15 protein-coding genes are annotated in these 21,460 nt (G+C 59.3%); 10 read left to right on the top strand and 5 right to left on the bottom strand.

Features of this window, described 5'->3' with window-relative positions; translation table 11 throughout:
• The 6 genes from ACIOVB_RS04120 to ACIOVB_RS04095 form a co-directional block, all read left to right on the top strand.
• Positions 1 to 1,781 (top strand): hypothetical protein (locus tag ACIOVB_RS04120; RefSeq protein WP_401265072.1); only part of this gene is annotated, 1,781 nt, incomplete at its 5' end.
• Between the two features lie 584 nt (positions 1,782 to 2,365).
• On the top strand, positions 2,366 to 2,650 hold the full coding sequence (locus ACIOVB_RS04115; protein WP_401265070.1) for a DUF3077 domain-containing protein: 285 nt from the start codon (positions 2,366 to 2,368) through the stop codon (positions 2,648 to 2,650).
• Entirely contained in the window at positions 2,647 to 2,913 is a 267-nt protein-coding gene (locus ACIOVB_RS04110) for a short-chain dehydrogenase (RefSeq protein ID WP_401265068.1), read from the top strand. The genes ACIOVB_RS04115 and ACIOVB_RS04110 overlap by 4 nt, the downstream gene beginning before the upstream one ends.
• Before the next feature lie 172 nt (positions 2,914 to 3,085).
• Positions 3,086 to 3,868, top strand: coding sequence for an endonuclease/exonuclease/phosphatase family protein (locus ACIOVB_RS04105; protein WP_258674479.1), 783 nt, complete (start codon positions 3,086 to 3,088; stop codon positions 3,866 to 3,868).
• 197 nt (positions 3,869 to 4,065) lie between these two features.
• Complete coding sequence (locus ACIOVB_RS04100) at positions 4,066 to 6,573, top strand: autotransporter outer membrane beta-barrel domain-containing protein (RefSeq protein WP_401265065.1); 2,508 nt, start codon at positions 4,066 to 4,068, stop codon at positions 6,571 to 6,573.
• Between the two features lie 321 nt (positions 6,574 to 6,894).
• Positions 6,895 to 7,965, top strand: a complete 1,071-nt coding sequence (locus ACIOVB_RS04095; protein WP_401265063.1) for an autotransporter domain-containing protein — start codon at positions 6,895 to 6,897, stop codon at positions 7,963 to 7,965.
• Between the two features lie 97 nt (positions 7,966 to 8,062).
• On the opposite strand, the gene glgB is transcribed toward ACIOVB_RS04095, so the two are convergent.
• From glgB to ACIOVB_RS04080, 3 genes are all read right to left on the bottom strand, one after another.
• The gene (glgB, locus tag ACIOVB_RS04090; RefSeq protein ID WP_401265060.1) at positions 8,063 to 10,294 is read right to left on the bottom strand and encodes a 1,4-alpha-glucan branching protein GlgB; all 2,232 of its coding nucleotides are present in this window, start codon (positions 10,292 to 10,294) and stop codon (positions 8,063 to 8,065) included.
• A 2-nt stretch (positions 10,295 to 10,296) separates the two neighbouring features.
• On the bottom strand, positions 10,297 to 13,638 hold the full coding sequence (treS, locus tag ACIOVB_RS04085; protein ID WP_401265057.1) for a maltose alpha-D-glucosyltransferase: 3,342 nt from the start codon (positions 13,636 to 13,638) through the stop codon (positions 10,297 to 10,299).
• Between the two features lie 230 nt (positions 13,639 to 13,868).
• Complete coding sequence (locus ACIOVB_RS04080) at positions 13,869 to 15,866, bottom strand: alpha-1,4-glucan--maltose-1-phosphate maltosyltransferase (protein ID WP_187678308.1); 1,998 nt, start codon at positions 15,864 to 15,866, stop codon at positions 13,869 to 13,871.
• A gap of 218 nt (positions 15,867 to 16,084) precedes the next feature.
• Between ACIOVB_RS04080 and ACIOVB_RS04075 the strand changes: the two genes are divergently transcribed.
• Positions 16,085 to 16,243 carry a hypothetical protein gene (locus tag ACIOVB_RS04075; RefSeq protein ID WP_401265054.1) on the top strand — a complete coding sequence of 53 codons (159 nt, stop codon included), beginning with the start codon at positions 16,085 to 16,087 and terminating at the stop codon, positions 16,241 to 16,243.
• A 66-nt stretch (positions 16,244 to 16,309) separates the two neighbouring features.
• On the opposite strand, the gene ACIOVB_RS04070 is transcribed toward ACIOVB_RS04075, so the two are convergent.
• The gene (locus ACIOVB_RS04070; protein ID WP_401265051.1) at positions 16,310 to 16,822 is read right to left on the bottom strand and encodes an MgtC/SapB family protein; all 513 of its coding nucleotides are present in this window, start codon (positions 16,820 to 16,822) and stop codon (positions 16,310 to 16,312) included.
• Positions 16,823 to 16,945: 123 nt separating this feature from the next.
• Between ACIOVB_RS04070 and ACIOVB_RS04065 the strand changes: the two genes are divergently transcribed.
• From ACIOVB_RS04065 to mapR, 3 genes are all read left to right on the top strand, one after another.
• On the top strand, positions 16,946 to 17,179 hold the full coding sequence (locus ACIOVB_RS04065) for a DUF3203 family protein (RefSeq protein ID WP_401265049.1): 234 nt from the start codon (positions 16,946 to 16,948) through the stop codon (positions 17,177 to 17,179).
• 195 nt (positions 17,180 to 17,374) lie between these two features.
• Complete coding sequence (ccoG, locus tag ACIOVB_RS04060; protein ID WP_401265046.1) at positions 17,375 to 18,817, top strand: cytochrome c oxidase accessory protein CcoG; 1,443 nt, start codon at positions 17,375 to 17,377, stop codon at positions 18,815 to 18,817.
• Positions 18,818 to 19,057: 240 nt separating this feature from the next.
• Entirely contained in the window at positions 19,058 to 20,467 is a 1,410-nt protein-coding gene (gene mapR, locus ACIOVB_RS04055) for a GntR family transcriptional regulator MpaR (protein WP_008087199.1), read from the top strand.
• Positions 20,468 to 20,563: 96 nt separating this feature from the next.
• Here the strand turns inward: mapR and ACIOVB_RS04050 are convergent, their stop codons facing one another.
• Positions 20,564 to 21,310: an SDR family oxidoreductase gene (locus tag ACIOVB_RS04050; protein WP_401265044.1), complete on the bottom strand. Its 747-nt coding sequence runs from the start codon at positions 21,308 to 21,310 to the stop codon at positions 20,564 to 20,566.
• Positions 21,311 to 21,460 lie beyond the last annotated feature (150 nt).

The raw sequence follows: 21,460 nt of genomic DNA, 5'->3' as shown, positions 1-21,460 counted from the left end.
CCTACAACGGGCAATCAGTACCACCCGAAGGTGTGCCCGGCGGTATGCATCCGTATACACCCGTGGTCGAGCTCAAGAAATTGGCTAATGGCGCACGGCTGCGGATCGAGTTCAAGGTTGGTTACGGCGGCAACACCGATGAAGCCAAGGCGGTGACCTTTCCAGATCGCGTCTATATCGTTCGGGCAGCACTGGACCTCACCGCGCCCGGCATCAAGGAAGCGCCCAACGGCACCAGCCTCGACCCGTTCGCCGCCAAGGACGCCCTGACGGCCGTGATTCCAGCCTACCCCAACATGATCGGCACGCAGGTCACCGTGACCTGGGCCGGCACCGCCGGTTCGGGCAGCCAGACCGTCGGCCCCATCAATGTGAACACGCAAGGGAATCTGAACATCCCGTTAAGTAATGCGGTGGTGGCCTTCAACCTTGGTAAAACGGTGACGGTGACCTACATCGTGACCGGCAATGACACACCATCGGATCCGCTGGTTCTGAGTGTGTTGCCGATTGCGAATGAAGATACGCGGCTACCCAGCCCGATCATCAATGGCAACACCACTACCGAACTGGACGTCAACACCCTGCCGGTTCAACCCCTCACCCGGATTGACGCCTGGCCGCTGATCAAAGAGGGGCAACCGATCTGGCTGCGTTACTTTGTCGATGGCAATCCCACACCGATCAGCGTGACCTACAACGGGCAATCAGTACCACCCGAAGGTGTGCCCGGCGGTATGCATCCGTATACACCCGTGGTCGAGCTCAAGAAACTGGCTAATGGCGCACGGCTGCGGATCGAGTTCAAGGTTGGTTACGGCGGCGACACCGATGAAGCCAAGGCGGTGACCTTTCCGCAACGCACTTATACCGTCAAGGCTGTGGAGGATGTGAAACCAGAAATCACCTCAGTCAAAGGCTCACCGAGCGGCGTCGAAATCCCACCCAACGGCACTACGGAGGAAACCGCAGTGATCCTGACTGGCAGTGCCGCCAAGGGCCAGAAGGTCGAGGTATTTGACGGCACAACACCCAAAGGTCAGCCCATCGCCGACCTGACAACAGGCATCTGGACACACACCGTGACCGGTCTGAGCGTCGGGGAACACAGCTTCAAAGCCAAGGCGCTGTACGGTTCCGAGCAGGAATCGGAAGCTAGGGCGCTGGCGGTGGCTCCCGAGCTGATAGTGGACACCTCAACTATGGTGATATCTGGCCGCAATCTTTCCATCGAGGGTACCGGTCTCACGTGGGCCCGTACCGGACAGGACCCGGCAGGAACCACCGCACTCCGAAGCCCGTCGAGTGGCGTCCCCCCGTACACTTATCGGTCAAATGACAGTGGCATCGCATCGGTAGAGGCGACGACAGGGCTCGTGCGAAGCGAGTGGAACGGCATGACCCGTATCACTGTGACCGATAGTCTGGAACGCACCGCAAGTTTCGAGGTAAGGGTGAGTAATGTATTCAAACCCCGAGTGAATCTTACTCACCTATCCCACCCCCAAGCATACAACTGGAGGGTATCCATAGGGGGTACATTACTCACTGATGGTGACATGCCGTTGTTTATCAAATACAAATCATGGACTGGCCACTTCAACCCCGTACTCACCGGACATCAACCGATACGCGATGGTGAGAACAACGGCCGCCCCAATTATCAAATCCGTTATCTATTCGACCAAGGCCCCGGCCCGAAATGGCAAGTAGTACCACCCAATTCTTCCTGGACGAACGACATGGAAGTAGTCTGGCCAGGACCCACCGTGTGTTTTTAAGTGAGGCGGCGGGCGTCAGTAAATAGCCAATGGTTAATACGAAAAAATGTTAATCCACCTCATCTACTTCCTCGCCCGGGAAGCGGATGAGGCTTGCTCCTAAAGCTGGCGTTCTTTCGCTGAACAGAAACTAACATAGGAAGCTATTGGGTAACGCTTTCCCAGAAAAGTGAAGCCCCGGCTGATAGGCCCGGCATAGGTGTTGTCGGGATGCTTGTGCGTAATGGGGACTGCAACGTTTTACAAGGATCTATGCCCTTTTCACCTGCAGCGAGCCTAAAAGAGATCGGGGTTGCGCTCTGAGCTTTGCGGTGGTTGACGGGTTTGGCCTCACTCCCTATCCTCGCGTCCGTCACGACTCATTCGTGATCGGGTTTGACGGCTCGGAATGTCCAAGACGCACATTGCTCTCAAATGTGCGCGCGCACTTGTGTGCCCGACGCACTGTTCAATGGTGACTGTGTGCGGGGCATCTTCGGGTGCGCCGGGTGTCTTGGACCGGTCCGTCAACCTGCACACAGTTGCCACCTATTCGTTTGACGGCGATGAAGTGGCAGTTCTCTGACTTCCAAGAGGCTGCACCCATGACCTATCCAACCACAACCTCCACCCCCTTCGCCCACTGCGACCACGTCGACCATCACCTCTTCGCCGTCCAGCCCGGCATCCCCTTGCTCGACGCCCTCGAACACGCCGCCGTCTACCTCAGCTGCGCCGAAGCCCTCGCCCATCAAGCCCCTACCGCCACCCGCCCGGAACACAGCGGTTCGTTGAACTGGGCCTGTCAGCAGATGCTCGGCAGCGCACGTGCGTTAGTGCAGGCGTCGATTGATGGTTTGCACGCTGCACGCGCCGGAGGTGAAGCATGAATTCGCACATCTCGATGACCCACAACGAAGACAGCATTCCCGTCCTGCTCGTTTCCACCCAAGCGCCGCTGGATGTGTTGCACACCAGTGCGGCCAGTCGTTTTCTGGCGGTGACACAGATGATGGAAAGCCTCGCCAGCCTGGATATCTCGTCAGCCAAGGGTGCCGATGTGCAGCAATTGGCCCACGCGGCGGCGATGTTGCTGCGCGATGGCTGTGATGTGATGGATGTGTTGGGGCGGCAGATTCGATTGCGCGTCTGATGTAGGAGCTACCGAAGGGCGCGATCTTTTGATCCTGAACAACAAGATCAAATGATCGCAGCCTCGTTTCACTCGACAGCTCCTACACTCGTTGGCTGTGTTGATTCAGACGGAACCGCCACCCCCACCCATCAGTCGCATGAATACGCACTCAGGATTCAGAGGAGTAACCGTGTCCAGCGATCCCAAGCGTCACGCCGTCGACGCGCCCGTCATCCATCGCCTGCGCGTGCTGACGGTTAATACCCACAAGGGCTTCACCGCGCTCAACCGGCGTTTCATCCTCCCGGAGCTGCGCGAAGCGGTGCGCAGCACGTCGGCCGATCTGGTGTTTTTGCAGGAAGTCGTGGGTGAGCACGAGCGGCATTCGAATCGCTACAACGAATGGCCGCAAACCTCGCAATACGAATTCCTCGCCGACAGCATGTGGAGCGATTTTGCCTACGGGCGCAACGCGGTGTATCCCGATGGCCACCACGGCAATGCATTACTGTCGAAATACCCGATTCGCGAATACCGCAATCTCGACGTGTCGATCACCGGCCCCGAGCGCCGTGGCTTGTTGCACTGCGTGCTGGACGTGCCGGGACATGCCGAAGTCCATGCAATCTGCGTGCATTTGAGTCTGCTGGAAAGCCATCGCCAATTGCAGTTGCAACTGCTTTGTCAGTTGCTTGAGTCACTGCCCGACGATGCGCCAGTGATTATTGCCGGCGATTTCAACGACTGGCAGCTTCAGGGTAACGCTGCCCTCGCCCGCCGCGACTATTTGCACGAAGCCTTCGAACGTCATCACGGGCGTCCGGCCAAGACGTATCCGGCACGGTTTCCATTGTTGCGTCTGGACCGAATCTACCTGCGCAACGCCAGCAGTCATGACCCGCAGATTCTCGGCAACAAGCCGTGGACGCACCTGTCGGATCACTTGCCGCTGGCGGTTGAGGTGCATCTTTGACACTGCTTGCACTAAGACCGTCTGTCAGAAGTCTTTGATCATCGCGAAAAAACAACTACACCTTAAAAAGCTGAAGGATTGGCACTTTCAAAACGTTAGGGTACAGATCTCACGTAGTTCATTAGCTTCAGAGGCATATAGATCAAGCACCCATTCAAGGATGAATTCCCCAATGGCTAAACCAGGGAATTGCCGTGATGCGATCTATCAGATCTCTGAGAATTTTGCCGCACACCTTTATTTTATCCGGCTCCCTGGTGCTGCTCGCCAGTCCACCGGCCTGGTCGGCGTGTGTGTTGACGCCCGGCGCAGGGAACGATGCCTACACTTGCGACAGTGGCAGTAGCGGCCCGTTGACCGACCTCTCCGGTAACAACAGCCTGACCCTCCCCGCCAATGGCAGCGGCCAGATCAACGGCAGCGTGACCTTTGGTGCAGGCACTGATCGGGTCGAAATAAACTCTGGCGTCATCACTGGCGCCGTCAACCAAGGCGAGGGCATCGATGACTTCGTCATGACGGGCGGCTCACTGGGATTTCTTGCTCAGGGTGACGGTCGCGACACGTTCCTGATGACCGGCGGCACCATCGTTGCAGCCTTCGAGGACGGCGATGTCGCGCGCATGACCGGCGGCACCATCGGCCGGGTCGACATGAAGCTCGACAACAATATTTTCGACCTGTCCGGCGGGCAGATCATCGGCAATCTGGTCACCGGATTCGGCACCGAAACCATCATCGTTTCGGGCGGCCGGATTGGCGGCAACGTCAGTGTCAGCGGTGGCAACGACAGCATTACCGTGACCGGTGGGGAAATCGTCGGCGAGATCCGCGCCAGCGCCGGTGATGACCGCTTGCTATGGGACGGAGGCGGCATCATCCGCTCGGCGATCCTGATGGACGTCGGCAATGACAGCGCCACCCTGCGTAACCTCGATGACAGCATTCTCGCACTCACGCCCAACGTTGATGGCGGCGTCGGCAACGATGTGCTGACCTTCGACAACACCCGCACCGCCCTGCCCGCGCGCTTCAGTAATTGGGAAACCGTCAACCTGAGCAACGGCTCGCAACTGGACCTTGGCTCAAGCAACCTTGTGCTGGGTGATGCCGGAACCGGCAGTGGCGTGCTGAACGTCGATGCCAGCAGCGTCGTGCTGTCCACGCAAGGCTCGGTGTCTCCCGCCGTGGCCGGGCAAGCGGTGACGTTCAACAACGCAGGTGTCATTGACATGACTCAGGGCAACAGCCGCACCGACGACACGCTCACCGTACAAGGCAACTACGTCGGCAACAGTGGTCAGTTGTTATTGCAAAGTGTGGTCGCAGGCGACGACTCGCCCAGCGACAAACTGGTGGTCAATAACGGCAGCCTGAGTGGCGGGACAGTGATCAGCGTCACCAATCTTGGCGGGTTGGGCGCGCTGACTCAGGTCAACGGCATTCAACTGGTGCAGGCGCAAGGCAGCACGGTCAGCGCCGATAATGCCTTTACCCTGAACGGCCCTGTCTCCGCCGGGGCCTACGACTACTACCTGTTCAAGGGCGGCGTGACTGCCGGCACGGAAAACAGCTGGTACTTGCGCTCGGCCGTCGTCGCACCGCAAGTGGTGAGTGTGCCTAACCCTGATCCGAGCTTGCCGCCGATTCTGGTGCCTGTGGTTGCCACGCCGATCGCGGCCGTGGCTCCGACTGGCAGTCCACCATTGCCGGTTTTGCCCGCCGCCGTGGCGGGTGCCGCGCCGATTCCTCTGTACCGCCCGGAAGTTCCGACCTGGTCGGTGCTTCCGCCTGCCGCGGCGCAACTGACCCTCAATGCGCTGGGTACTTTCCATGATCGTCAGGGCGACCAGCGCCTGCTCAGCGAGACTGGCGCGTTCGGCGCAAGTTGGGGCCGGGTCTATGGCAAGAACCTCGAACAGACCTGGGCCGGCACCGTCACCCCGCGTCTGGATGGGTCGCTCAATGGCTTTCAAGTCGGCACCGACCTGTACGGCTCGCAGACCTCCGGCGGCCAGACCCAACGCATCGGTTTCTTCGTCGGCCATAGCCGTTTAAAAGGAGACGTCGATGGTTTCAATGAAGGTTTCGAGGGCAACAGCGCCGGCAAAATCAAACTTGAAGGCGACAGCTACGGCCTGTACTGGACGTTGACCGATCCCTATGGCTGGTACATCGATACCGTGGTCATGGGCACACGCTTCGATGGCGATAACCATTCTGATCGAGGCGTAAAACTGGACAATCGCGGGCATGCGCTGACCGTGTCGGCAGAGACTGGCTACCCGTTGCCAATTAACGATACCTGGGTGGTCGAACCGCAAGCACAGGTCATTCACCAGAAAATATCCCTCGACAGTCAGGACGACGGCATTTCGCGTGTGTCGTTCGACTCCGACGGTGCGTGGACCGGCCGGCTCGGCGCGCGGATCAAGGGTCGATATGAAGTCAGCGGCTTACCGGTAGAACCCTACCTGCGGGCTAATCTGTGGCACACGTTTTCCGGCACCGACTCGGTAACCTTTGGCGACAGCGATGTGATCAGCACTGAACAGAAGTCCTCAACGGCGGATCTCGGACTGGGTGTGGTAGTCACCCTTGACCGCGCCGTCAGCGTTTACGCCAGCACCGATTACAGCCGCAATATTGACAGCAATGACCTGCGCGGCGTGACGGGGAACCTGGGAATCCGGATTAGCTGGTAGACCTTCCGTCGGTAATAAAACACCTCTGGCGCGGGGCTTTCATGGCGTTTTTCCATACAAACAAACACTTAGTTATGTACAGAAAAACAAACGCTTGCGAATCCCGATTTACCACTACCGCTCATCGTTCAATTTCTTGACGCACGGGCACAGCTCTTCTTATCTCTACCTTACTACCCCGAGATTTACTTCCGGGGCGACCCTCAGGACACTCGCGAAATCGAGCGGCCACGGTTCGCCCCGCTCCATTCGGTCGCCCCTCGTTCGGGGTAGGAGAGACGCCATATCGAGATGCCACATGCGCTTGCAAGGTAGACCTCCATGAAAACTTCATTCCACACACACGAGATCAAAATAAGCTTCTGCACAGTGTCGAGTTCTCTCTTGCTGTGTTCATCCATGGAGGCGCAGGCCGGCCCTGCGGCGGATGAAACCACCCCGTGGTATCGAGAGAACGTACCGGTCATGACCCTGCCCGCGACAGTGATCACGCCCGGTCCGCAACGCATTAACCCGCGCCCGGACCTGCGAGGGGCCACCTTCATCACAGAAGATCTCGCCCCGGGCGCCTGGGAGCAGCTTTACGGGCGCAGTGCCCGACAGGCGCAAACCGACGTGCTGTCCTCAAGCTTCGCAACGCCTGGCAGCGGTCATTTCAAAGGTCCCGCCGTCCTTACCCTGCGAAGCGGCAATGGGCCTACCCAGACCATAGGACTCATCGGCGGTCAGAACCAGATTCAAGCCAATGGCAACGGGCTGATCACCAGCCGTGCCCTCAGCGACCCGACCACCGATACGCTTAACCTCCAGGGCCAAAGCCTGGGTGCGTATTACAGCCTGACGGGCGCGCAGGGCTGGCACGTCGACTTGTCAGCCAGTGGTGGCCGGGTCAGCGGTTTTAGCCGCAACGAACAAGGAGCACGGCAAGCCACCGAAGGCAGCGCCATGACTTTCTCGGTCGAAGGCGGCTACCCGATCGGCTTGAGCGAAAACTGGGTGGTGGAACCTCAAGCGCAACTGATCAATCAGCGCATCACCCTCGACACCCCTTACGCGGGCTCTGGCAATGCCTCTTCCACGGATGTGACCTCCTGGAGCGGGCGCGTCGGTGCGCGTTTGAAAGGCAGTTATGACTTGAATGGCTTGCCGGTCGAACCCTACGTGCGCACCAACCTCTGGCACACGGTGTATACCGGCAACACGGTGACACTGGATCAGGTCGACAAGATCAGCAGCAGCCGCAAGTCCTCGACCGTCGAGTTGGGCTTGGGTCTGGTGGCGCGGGTGACGCCGGCCGTGAGTCTGTATGTCAGCGCCGATTACAGCAGTGATGTCGATGACAATGATTTGAATGGCTTGATTGGCAGTATGGGCGTGCGGATGAGGTGGTAGGAAAGATCAAAAGATCAAAAGATCGCAGCCTGCGGCAGCTCCTACAGGGAAATGCATTCCAATGTAGGAGCTGCCGCAGGCTGCGATCTTTTTCAAGTCACCCCCCAGGTCTGAGGATCAACACAGCCAACGGCGGCAGATTCAACTCCAGCGACAACGCCTGACCATGGCTCGGCACTTCCTCGGTAAACGCCCCGCCACCGTTGCCATAGTTGGAGCCGGCGTAAGTGTCGGCATCGCTGTTGAGCAATTCAGTCCAGCGCCCGGCAAACGGCACGCCGACCCGATACGACTGGCGCGGCACCGGCGTGAAGTTGGCCACCACCAGCACCGGTTCGCCGTCCTTGCTCCAGCGCAGCCAGGCATAAACGCTATTGATCGCATCGTCACCGATCAACCACTGGAAACCCTGCGGTGCGTCGTCCTGATCGTGCAGCGCGGGCAATTCGCGGTACAGGCGATTGAGGTCGCCTACCAGTTTCTGCACACCTTTGTGCTCGGAATACTGCAGCAGATACCAATCGAGTTGCTGATCGTGATTCCACTCGCGCCACTGGCCGAACTCGCAACCCATGAACAGCAGTTTCTTGCCCGGATGGGTCCACATGAAACTCAGATAGGCCCTCAGGTTGGCGAACTTCTGCCAGCGGTCGCCGGGCATCTTGTCGATCAGCGAGTGTTTGCCATGCACCACTTCATCGTGGGAAATCGGCAGAATGAAACGCTCGGACCAGGCGTAGACCAGACCAAAACTCAATTCGTTGTGGTGATGGGCGCGGTACACCGGATCCTGCTGAATGTAGTGCAGCGAATCGTGCATCCAGCCCATGTTCCATTTGTAGGCAAAGCCCAGTCCGCCCTGCTGCGTGCTCTGACTGACGCCCGGCCACGCCGTGGATTCCTCGGCGATGACCAGCGCGCCCGGCGCTTCCAGCTCGACCACATCATTCAAATGACGCAAAAAGTCGATGGCCTCCAGATTCTCCCGCCCGCCATGGCGGTTAGGCACCCATTCGCCAGCCTTGCGCGAATAGTCGCGATAGAGCATCGAGGCCACTGCATCGACCCGCAGGCCGTCGATATGGAAATGCCTCAACCAGTGCAACGCCGACGCGAGCATGTAGCCATGCACTTCGGTGCGGCCAAGGTTGTAGATCAGCGTGTCCCAATCCTGATGGAAACCTTCCAGCGGATTGCCGTACTCGTACAGCGCCGTGCCGTCGAATTGCGCCAGTCCATGGGTATCGGTCGGGAAATGCGCCGGCACCCAATCGAGAATCACGCCGATGTCGGCGCGGTGGCAGGCGTCGACGAATTCGCCGAATTGCTCCGGCGTGCCATAACGCGCGCTCGGGGCGAATTGCGAGAGCAATTGATAGCCCCATGAGCCACCGAACGGGTGTTCCATGATCGGCATCAATTCGATGTGGGTGAAGCCCAGTTCTTTCACATATGGAATCAAGCGTTCGGCCAGTTCCGGCCAGGTGTACTGACGCGCGACTTCGCCCAGATCATCCAGTTCGCACTGCCATGAACCGGCATGCAGTTCGTAGATCGACAGCGGCGCGGAATGTTTCTGCCGTTCGCGGCGGCCGTTCATCCAGTCCTGATCCTGCCAGTCGACTTGCAGCGGCGCGGCGACTTTCGACGCCGTGTCCGGCGGCAGGCTGGTGGCCAGCGCCATCGGGTCAGCCTTGAGCGGCAGAATCCCTTGGGCACTCAGGATTTCGTATTTGTAAAACTCCCCCGCTTGCAGGCGCGGGATGAACAGCTCCCAGACCCCGGATGGGTGGCGCAGACGCATCGGATGCCGGCGCCCGTCCCAGACGTTGAAATCACCGACCACCGACACTCGCCGCGCATTCGGCGCCCACACGGCGAAGCGCACGCCATCAACGCCATCGACAGTTGTCAGTTGTGCGCCGAGGCAGGCGCTGAGGTCGCGGTGATTGCCTTCGGCGAACAGATACAAATCCATTTCACCGAGCAACTGGCCAAAGCTGTAGGGATCTTCCGCCACCTGCTCGCCGCCGGCCCAACGGGTGCGCAGCAGATACGGCCGCGCCTGATCGAAGTGACCGACAAACAATCCCGGCGTTTCACTTTGCTCCAACGGGCCGCGCTCTTCGCCGGACGCCTTGTCCAGCACCACAACGCTTAGCGCACCCGGTAAATAGGCGCGGATAAACTGCCCGCCGGCGCCATCGCCGTGCGGGCCAAGAATGGAAAACGGGTCTGGATGTTCCGCACGTACCAGCGCGTCAATATCGCTGGCTGACGGTAGCAATGCTTCTTTGACCTGACCCTGTTCCTTGTTCGAGAAACTCATGACTACTCTCCACCAAGATCGGAAAAGGGTTTAAGCCCCGTCAATAACCCATACAAACCGTGCAACGGCACGGGCAGCCACGTCGGGCGATTTTCGGCTTCATAGGCCACTTCATAGGCCGCCTTCTCCAGACCGAACAACGCCAGCGCGGCGTCGGCACCGTCAGGATCTTGCCAGGCATGATCAAGACTAGCTGCCGCCCGGCGATATGCCTGAACAAATGCCTCTCGGGCCTCACGCAAATATCGCTCGGCCACACGATGACGGGACGCTTCGGACTCAGGACTGTGATCGACGTTGTGTACGTTGATGGTCATTGCCGCCGCGTAATCGAAGGATCGCAGCACGCCGCTGACATCCTTGTACGGGCTGTGCTTGCCACGCCGTTCGCTCAATGGCCGCGCCGGTTCACCCTCGAAATCGATCAGATAGGCATCACCCTTGATCACCAACACCTGCCCCAGGTGCAGGTCACCATGCACGCGAATACGCAAACCGCCGACGGCTTTTTTCGCCAGATCCTGCACATGGGCCAGGATGGTTTTTTTCTCGTCGACCAGTCGCTTGACCAGTTTCTGATCCGCCGAACTAAGCTCGCCCTGATGCTGCTTGAGCAGCTTCAACGCATGCTCGACCTGCCCGGCGACATCCTTGCCAGTGGCCTGCATATCTTTGGCCGTACTGGTTTGCGGGGCAAAGTCGGGGTTATCGGTCGGCGCCGCTAACACCTGGTGCATTTCCCCCAGACGCTGGCCGAGCATCCCGGCAAAGTCCTTCAATTCGCCCAGCGCGTTGTAGTGCTGATCCTGCTCGGACATGGCATCGGCCAGTTCGTCGCGCAACGCCCGTTCGAGGTTGTTCTGCGTCCATTCCCACGCGTCGCCCTGATTGCTCAGATAGCCTTGGGCGATCATCAGCAGGTTGTCCTCGCCCTTGCCGTCGCGGCGAATCACCGAACCGAGCAGCGGTGAGATATTGGCAAATCCGGCAGCGGTCAGGTAAGCGCTCATCTCCAGTTCCGGGTGTACGCCAGAAGCGACTTTGCGGATCAGCTTAAGTACCAGGCTGTTGCCGATCACCACCGAACTGTTCGATTGCTCGGCCGACAGATAACGCACTTCGGACTCGCCACCCAGGTTGAGTTTGTCCAGATGCGGCGTCGGTTCGAAACGGATTTCGCCTTCGGACGATTCCAGCACGGTGTTGTTTTGCATGCCCTGCAGGACAGCGCGGATAAACGCCTCAAGGCTGAAGGCATCAGTGATCAAGCCGACCTGACGCACGCGGCGGACACGGGCCAGCGCCAATTGTTGCGGCAGCGCCGCGCCGACCTGATCTTCGGCAATAAAGCCAAACGGCAGTTGATAACGGCTGGTCTGGCCACCGCTGGTGACTTCGATTTCGCTGAGCAGCACCGGATGCTCCGCATCGCCGAAACGCACGCCATAGGCCAGATTGACCTTGTCGATAGCCGCGTCCTTGCCGGCGAACCAGCGCCGGTTTTGCAGCCAGCTCGGCAGAATGCCCTGCTCCAGCGTCGCGCGGGACGGCGTTTCGAGCAGTTCTTCCATGCGTTTTTTCAGCACCAGCGTGGTGAAGTCCGGCAGGCTCTGCGCCGGTTCCACGTGCCAACTCGGCATCTGGTTTTCCGTCGCCAGTGCGAACCAATAGAAGCCGTACGGCGCGAGAGTCAGAAGGAAATTCAGTTGGCCGATGGGCGGGAAGGCGTTACCGCCGAGCATTTCCACCGGCACCATGCCGACATACGCCGACAGGTCCAGCTCCGCTGCTTGCGCGCTGCGCGACACGTTGGCCACGCAGAGAATGATTTCGTGCTTGCCGTCGGCGTCGGTGAATTCACGGGTATAAGCCAAAATCCGCCGGTTGCTCGGCGAGAGCATTTTCAGCGTGCCACGGCCGAACGCCTTGGATTGCTTGCGCACGGCGAGCATGCGCCGCGTCCAGTTGAGCAACGAATGCGGGTCGCCGGCCTGGGTTTCAACATTGACCGACAGATAACCGTATTGCGGGTCCATGATCGGCGGCAGCACCAGACTCGCCGGATCGGCGCGGGAGAAACCACCGTTGCGGTCGATCGACCATTGCATCGGTGTACGCACGCCATCGCGGTCGCCGAGGTAGATGTTGTCGCCCATGCCGATTTCATCGCCGTAATACAGGGTCGGCGTACCCGGCATCGACAGCAGCAGGCTGTTGAGCAGCTCGACGCGACGGCGATCGCGCTCCATCAATGGCGCCAGACGCCGACGAATGCCGAGGTTGATGCGCGCGCGGCGGTCAGCGGCGTAATAATTCCACAGGTAGTCGCGTTCCTTGTCGGTGACCATCTCCAGCGTCAGTTCATCGTGGTTGCGCAGGAAAATCGCCCATTGGCAGTTGGCGGGAATTTCAGGGGTCTGCCGCAGAATATCGGTGATCGGAAAGCGATCTTCCTGGGCCAGCGCCATGTACATGCGCGGCATCAGCGGGAAGTGAAACGCCATGTGGCATTCGTCGCCATTCAGGCCTGCGGCATCGGTGTCGCCGAAGTACAACTGGGTGTCTTCCGGCCATTGGTTGGCCTCGGCCAGCAGCATGCGATCGGGGTAATTGGCGTCGATTTCGGCGCGTATCTGCTTGAGGACGTCGTGGGTCTCGGGCAGGTTTTCGTTGTTGGTGCCGTCGCGTTCGATCAGGTACGGAATCGCATCGAGGCGCAGGCCGTCGATGCCCATGTCCAGCCAGTAACGCATCACCGACAGCACGGCTTTCATCACTTGCGGATTGTCGAAATTCAGGTCTGGCTGGTGCGAATAGAAACGGTGCCAGAAGTACTGGCCGGCGACCGGGTCCCAGGTCCAGTTGGACTTTTCGGTGTCGAGGAAAATGATCCGCGTGCCATCGTATTTCTGATCGTCATCCGACCACACATAAAAGTCCCGCGCTGCCGAGCCGGGCTTGGCCTTGCGCGCGCGCTGGAACCACGGGTGCTGATCGGAGGTGTGGTTGATGACCAGCTCGGTGATGACCCTCAACCCACGTTTGTGCGCCTCGGCGATAAAGCGCTTGGCGTCGGCCATGGTCCCGTAATCGCTGTGGACGCCACGGTATTCGGCGATGTCGTAGCCGTCATCACGGCGTGGCGACGGGTAGAACGGCAAAAGCCAAATGGTGTTGACGCCGAGTTCGGCAATGTAATCGAGTTTGGCGATCAGGCCGGGAAAGTCGCCGATCCCGTCGTTGTTGGAGTCGAAAAACGATTTGACGTGAACCTGATAGATCACCGCGTCCTTGTACCAGAGCGGGTCTTTGATAAAGGTGGCTGCCTTGGGTTTCTTCGCCATGTGAAACTCCTGTTCAATTCGCTGAGACCACACGAATACCCTGTGATGAGAGGGCTCTTGTGGTGAGGGGATTTATCCCCGATCGGCTGCGCAGCAGTCGTAAAATCGCGCAACTCGGTTTAAATGGTAAACAGCGGGGCCGCTTCGCAGCCCAGCGGGGCGGTGCGACGTTTCGATAAATCCCCTCGCCACAGTGAATTCATTTCTAACCACAGATTTGATTGTCAGCTTCAGGCGGCGGTGATCCGCCAGATCCCGAACGGTTGATGACCCGGATCAATACGCATGAACTGATACTTGCCGTGCCAGTCCCAGCGATGCCCGCTCATCAAATCCTCACCGTGGGTAGTCGCGTCATCGGGCAGGCCCATTTCCCACAACGGCAGTTCGAAATTCGCTTCCTGCACGTTATGCGGATCAAGGTTCACCGCCACCAGAATGAAGTTGCTGCCATCCGCGCTGCGCTTGCCGAAATACAGAATGTTGTCGTTCCAGGCGTTGTAGATCGTCAGGCCCAGATGCGTGTGCAACGCAGGGTTCTGTCGACGGATGCGGTTGAGTTGAGCGATCTCGGCAATGATGTTGCCGGGTGCGGTGAAATCGCGGACGCGGATCTCGTATTTCTCCGAATCGAGGTATTCCTCCTTGCCCGGCACCGGCGCCGCTTCGCACAGTTCATAACCGGAATACATGCCCCACAGGCCCGAACCCATGGTCGCCAGCGCCGCGCGAATGAGAAAACCCGCGCGCCCGGACTCATGCAGGAACGCCGGGTTGATGTCCGGCGTATTGACGAAGAAATTCGGCCGGTAGCATTCACGCCACGGCGATTCGTTGAGTTCGGTGAAATACGCGGCCAGTTCGGATTTGGTATTGCGCCAGGTGAAATAGGTGTAGCTCTGCGTGTAACCGACCTTGCCGAGCCGCGCCATCATCGCCGGCGTGGTGAACGCTTCGGCGAGGAAGATCACTTCCGGATGCAGCGCCCGCACATCGGCAATCAGCCATTGCCAGAACGGCAGCGGCTTGGTGTGCGGATTATCGACGCGAAAAATCTTCACGCCCTCTTCGACCCAGCCGACAACAATGTCACGCAGCTCGACCCACAGGCTCGGGATCGCGTCCGGCGCATAGAAATCGACATTGACGATGTCCTGATATTTCTTCGGCGGGTTCTCGGCGTATTTGATCGTGCCGTCGGGGCGCCAGTTGAACCAGCCGGGATGCTGCTTGAGCCACGGGTGATCCTGAGAACACTGAATGGCGAAATCGAGGGCGATTTCCAAACCATGGTCGGCGGCGGCAGCCACCAAACGGCGGAAGTCTTCGCGGGTACCGAGTTGCGAGTGAATCGCCTCGTGGCCGCCCTCCTCGCTACCGATGGCATAAGGACTGCCCGGATCATCGGGACCTGCGGTGAGGGAATTATTGCGACCCTTGCGGTGGGCGCGGCCGATCGGGTGGATCGGCGTGAAGTACAACACGTCGAAACCCATGTCCTGAATCATTGGCAACCGCGAATGCACGTCGTTAAAGGTGCCGTGACGGTTGGGATCGTCGGTGATCGAGCGCGGAAACAGTTCGTACCAGCTGGCGAATTCAGCCAGCTCACGTTCGACGTCCATGGGGAACTCGGGGCTCACGCTCAGATAAGCGCGGTGATCGGCCTGGGCCATCAATTGCGCACTGCGCGAGTGCAGAAACAGCGCCACCTGCTCGGTTTCGAGCAGGCCGGACAGTTCGTGATGCAGGGCGGCGAGTTGTTCGCTGAGCTGACCTTCGCTGCGCTCGGCGGCCTGTTGCACCATGGTTCGGCCTTCTTGCAGTTCCAGCGAGACGGGCACGGCGGCGGTGTGTTTCTTTTCCAGTTCGTACTGGAAACTGGCGAAATGATCGATCCACGCTTCGATGCAGTACAGAAAACGACCCTGATGCTCAGGGCGGAACTGACCTTTCCAGCCGTTATTGCCCTGATCGGCCATGACCTCGCTTTGCCAGGTGTCTTCACCCTCCTCACGCCAGCGAATGCGCACCGCCAGTTTGTCGTGACCGTCGGCAAATACCTTGCTGGTGACGACCACGTCGCGTCCGGCAATCGACTTCACGGCGAACTGCCCGCCATCGAGGGTCGGCATGGTGTTTTCGATGACAATGCGTGGTAACAGCAATGCCTGCGACAGCGGCATGTGGGGGTTGTAGCTCAGCTCTGAGGGTTTTTCAGCAGTCATTGAGCATCTCTCCTTAACGCCCAAAGGACGCTCTTGTAGCGGATCAGTTTTCGCAACGAAGCGCCTGCCCCGCAATGAACTCACTTAGGTTCCGAGCAGCCGGCGCCGGGAAAAGTTCAGCGAAATTTGCCTGGGTGAAAAAGCGGATCGAATTCGCCGAGAGGTGGTCAACTCACTTAAGCACTTCTCACGCCATGTGCCACACGGAGGTCTATCTGATGAACATCCCGATCCCGGCTGAAACCCCTGATCCGAACATCGACAACCCGACGATTCCCGAGACCGAACCTCAACCGATTCCCGAGCAGGAACCGCCCGGCACCACGCCGCCACCGAAGGAGGAGCCACCGACGACCATGCCACCGGTCATCCTTTAAGCTCGCGTTACTCTTGCTGATCGTTCCCACGCTCTGCGTGGGAACGATCATTAGGCGCAGGAATGATCAGTGGTCATCAGTCTTCTCTTCTTCTTTTTCGAAAAGCTTCACGATCCGTGGCATCACGCTGAAAATGCCAAGCGCGAGAAAAGTGCTGAGCAACGCCGTCGCCTCCCTGCCCAACCCCGCCGCCACACCAATCGCCGCCGTCATCCACAGCCCGGCGGCAGTGGTCAGGCCTTTGACGTGGCCTTGATCGCCTTCCTGGTTTTTCAGAATGGTGCCGGCGCAAAGGAAACCAACCCCGGCAATCACCCCCTGCAACACCCGACTCATCGCGTCCGACTCGGCTCCCGAAGTCTGCGGCACCAGCACAAACAGCGCCGCCCCCAGTGCCACCAGCATATGGGTGCGCACTCCGGCTGCCTTGCCCTTGTGTTCGCGCTCAAACCCGAGAATCCCGCCCAGCACCGCCGCCATCAACAGGCGCACGGTAATCCGCGTCAGTTGCGAGGCATCGCCGATGTCGGCAAATTCCGCTTGCAGGGTTACCCACACTTCATGCCACCACGCGTTCATCCTGCAGTCCTTCCAAGAGGCTTATAGAAGATGGACAGCGGCGACCATTAATCAGTTGCGCAGAACGATCAGCGATGCGTGCGCCCTAACGTTTCAGACACCCCTGAAAAAAGGACAGCCAACATGACCGTTCGAATTGAAAACCAGACCTGCTTTTTCACCGTTGAAAACGGCGAGCAGATCCGCTTGTGCGAAGACGTGACAGTGATCACCGACAGTGAAAAATCCATGTCGGCCGTGGAAATCGAAGGCCAGCGCATTTACATCACCGAAGCAGAAGCCGACGCATTGACCGTCGCCGGCGCCAAAGACGGGCGTAAGCACCTGAAGGCAGAAGAGAGTGATTCGGTGATTTGACTGACCCTGGTCAACAGCCCACGCAAACGTCTGGGATAGGCGTTTGCGCCCTTGTCTGTGGGCTGCTTCAAGTTGTCGCAGGGTCTGAGCCCGATACCATCTGATCCGCTTTTTATTAAAATAGCTGAGTCTGTTATGCAAACAGATCGGCGCTCATAGTGCATCGGCCTGATGGAGGCTGATGAGCGAACGACCATGAGCGAACAAATCCCCGTCCGAACCGTAGAAGCAACGCCAACGATAGCTCCTCATATAAAGAAGGTGCCCGCACGCCCAATGAAGGCGACGGCCAAATCCAGCGACAACCAGATCCACACCCGCAGCTTCACCGGCCTGTTTCGTAGCCTGCGCATCAGCGGCGCGGGGTTTCTGTTTTTGCTGTTCTTCGGCACGGTGTGGTTGAACTGGGGCGGTCGTCAGGCCGTGTTATGGGATCTGTCGGAGAGCAAATTCCACATCTTTGGTGCAACCTTTTGGCCACAGGATTTCATCCTGCTCTCGGCCTTGTTGATCATTGCCGCGTTCGGCCTGTTCGCCATCACCGTGTTCGCCGGGCGCGTCTGGTGCGGGTACACCTGCCCGCAGAGTTCGTGGACGTGGATTTTCATGTGGTGCGAGAAAATCACCGAAGGCGAGCGCAACCAGCGAATCAAACTGCAAGCGGCGCCCTGGAGCCTGAACAAACTCGCGCGCCGCGCCGCCAAACACACGCTATGGCTGGCGATCAGCGTCATGACGGGGCTGACCTTCGTCGGCTACTTCACCCCGATCCGGCCACTGGCCGAAGAACTGCTGACCCTGCAAATCGGCGGGATCAGCCTGTTCTGGGTGCTTTTCTTCACCGCCGCCACCTACATTAATGCCGGTTGGCTACGTGAAGCGGTGTGCATGCACATGTGTCCATATGCGCGGTTCCAGAGCGTGATGTTCGACAAGGACACCCTGACGATTGCCTACGACGTGGCCCGCGGCGAAAACCGTGGCCCGCGCAAGCGTGATCTGAAACCGGTTGAGGCCGGGCTGGGCGATTGCATCGACTGCCAGTTGTGCGTGCAGGTGTGCCCGACCGGCATCGACATCCGCGACGGTTTGCAGATGGAGTGCATTGGTTGCGCGGCGTGCATCGACGCCTGTGATTCGATCATGGACAAGATGAACTACCCACGCGGTTTGATCCGCTACAGTTCCGAGCGCGAATTGCAGGGTGGCAAGACTCATCTGCTGCGCCCACGGCTGATCGGTTACGTTGCGGTGTTGCTGGCAATGATCGGCGCGCTGGCCCTGGCCCTGATCGAACGTCCCATGGTGTCGCTGGACGTGACCAAGGATCGCGGGCTGTTCCGTGAAAACGGTCAGGGCCAGATCGAAAACATCTATTCGCTGAAAGTCATCAACAAGACCCAGCAGCGTCAGAACTACAACCTGACTCTGGTGGACGGCGACGGCTTCCAGTTGCAAGGCAAGACCGAACTGAGCCTGGCAGCGGGTGAGATTGTCGATGTGCCGGTGTCGGTGGCGATGACCACAGATCGGCCGAGCAGCAGCTCGCAGACCTTGAGCTTCAAGATTGCCGACAGCGATGAGCCTGAGGTTTACAGCGTGGCGAAGAGCAGGTTTGTGGCGCCGATGAATCGCTGAGCCGTTAGAATCGTTTCCCCTCACCCCAGCCCTCTCCCGGGGGGAGAAGGGGCCGACCGAGCTGTCTTGTGCCCTACATCGACCTGAAAAACCGAGTCGATTATGGATTCAGCAAAACAATTTCAGGTCGGTGTACTTCGCCAGCATCCCCCAATCAGTCCCCTCTCCCTCCGGGAGAGGGCTAGGGTGAGGGGCAGTTCCCTGACACCCCACACAATCAACAAGCACCAAGGCTCCTCGATGAAACGCTACGAAAAATTCGCCGACGACATCGCTGAACTGATCCGCTCCGGCGTCCTTGGCCCCGGCCAGCGCGTGCCCTCGGTGCGCTACGCCAGCCAGACCTACGGCGTCAGCCCGTCCACGGTGTTCCAGGCTTATTACTTGCTGGAACGCCGCGGCCTGATCCGAGCGCGCCCGCGCTCGGGTTACTTCGTCAACACCCACGCGCCGAGCCCGTTCTCGGAGCCGGTGATCAGTAGCCACGTAAACGATTCGACTGAGGTTGACGTCAGCGAACTGGTGTTCTCGGTCCTGGAATCGATCAAGGATCCCAGCACCGTACCGTTCGGTTCGGCGTTCCCCAGCCCGACCCTGTTCCCGCTGCAACGCCTGTCTCGCTCGCTGGCCAGCGCCGCTCGGGAGATGGACCCGCGCATGGTGGTCACCGACATGTCGCCGGGCAACCCGCAACTGCGCCGGCAGATTGCCCTGCGCTATATGGTCGGCGGGCTGATGCTGCCGATGGAAGAACTGCTGATCACCAATGGCGCCCTCGAAGCGCTGAACCTGTGCCTGCAAGCCGTAACCGAACCGGGCGATCTGGTCGCCATCGAAGCCCCGGCGTTCTACGCCAGCCTGCAAGTGCTGGAACGGCTGAAACTCAAAGCGGTGGAAATCCCCGTACATCCGCGCGATGGCATCGACCTCGGCGTACTCGCCCAGACACTCGAGCGCCACCCGATCAAGGCCTGCTGGTGCATGACCAGTTTTCAGAACCCGATGGGCGCGACCATGCCCGAGGCCAAGAAGCAGGAACTGGTCGAACTGCTGCGCCGCCATCAGGTGCCGCTGATTGAAGACGATGTCTACGCCGAACTCTATTACGGCCAGCAAGCGCCGAAACCGGCCAAGGCCTTCGACACCGAAGGGTTGGTGATGCATTGCGGCTCATTCGCCAAAAGCCTGGCCCCCGGCTATCGCATCGGCTGGGTCGCCGCCGGGCGTTACGCGCAGAAGATCGAACGGCTGAAACTGATGACCTCACTCTGTGCCTCGATGCCGGCGCAAGCGGCGATTGCCGACTACCTGCAACACGGCGGCTACGATCGGCATCTGCGCAAATTGCGTTATGCGCTGGAAGAACAGCAAAGTGCGATGCTCGCGGCGATTGCCCGTTACTTCCCGGCGCAGACGCGGGTCAGCCAACCGGCGGGCGGCTACTTCTTGTGGCTGGAACTGCCACCGCAGATGGATTCGTTGAAGCTGTTTCAGATGGCGCTGGCGCAGGGCATCAGCATTGCGCCAGGGCCGATCTTTTCGCCGACTCAGCGGTTCCGCAACTGTATTCGCTTGAACTACGGCAGCCCGTGGACCGAGGATTCGGAAAAGGCGATGGAGACGTTGGGGCGGATTGTGCGGTCGTTCTGACAGCAAAAAGATCGCAGCCTTCGGCAGCTCCTACAGGGAAACGCCTAATCCTGTGTAGGAGCTGCCGAAGGCTGCGATCTTTTGATCTTGCTTCTTTTACCGCCCACCACCCAGATCAACAAACGTCCCGGTGGCATAGGAAGCCTTGTCCGACAACAACCAGATAATCGCCTCCGCCACTTCATCCGGGCGCCCGCCACGGGCCATCGGAATCGCCGACTCAAGCTTGCTGACCCGATCAGGATCGCCACTCAGGGCGTGGAAATCGGTGTAGATGTAACCCGGACGCACCGCGTTGACGCGAATCCCCTCGCCCGCCACTTCCTTGGACAAACCGATGGTGAACGTGTCGAGCGCGCCTTTGGAGGCGGCGTAATCAACATACTCGTTCGGCGAACCCAGACGCGATGCGACCGACGACACGTTGACGATACTGCCGCCCTGCCCGCCATGCTTGGGCGACATGCGCAGGATCGCGTGCTTGGCGCAAAGGATCGGCGCCAGAACATTGGTTTTCATGATTTTCAAGATGCGGAATTCGGACATCTCATCGACTCGCGACTTTTGCCCGACAGTGCCGGCGTTGTTCACCAATGCGGTGACTCGCCCTAACTCGGTGTCGACCCGCTGAAACAGTGCGATCACTTCGTCTTCGATGCTGACGTCGGCGCGTACTGCGATGGCCTGTGCGCCCAACGCGCGGACTTGCTCCAGCACGCTTTGCGCGGCCTGTTCGTCTGACTGGTAGTTGATGCAGATGCGATAGCCCTGCTCGGCGGCCAACAGCGCCGTAGCGGCGCCAATCCCGCGCCCGCCACCGGTGATCACAATGACTTTATCCATGCTGGCCTTTCCCCTGAATGCACACGTAACAGTCGGGGGGAAGAATAACCGCCATTGGCGGGTTTTGCATGAGGTCTGTTTTTGACTGGGCCGACGCTTTCACGAGCAAGCTCGCTCCCACAGGGGATTGCATTTCAAATGTGGGAGCGA

The organism is Pseudomonas sp. NPDC087639, from assembly GCF_044743385.1.
GTDB lineage: Bacteria > Pseudomonadota > Gammaproteobacteria > Pseudomonadales > Pseudomonadaceae > Aquipseudomonas.
The sequence above is the reverse complement of the archived record's forward strand: the minus strand, read 5'-3'. Positions and strand labels throughout refer to the sequence as shown.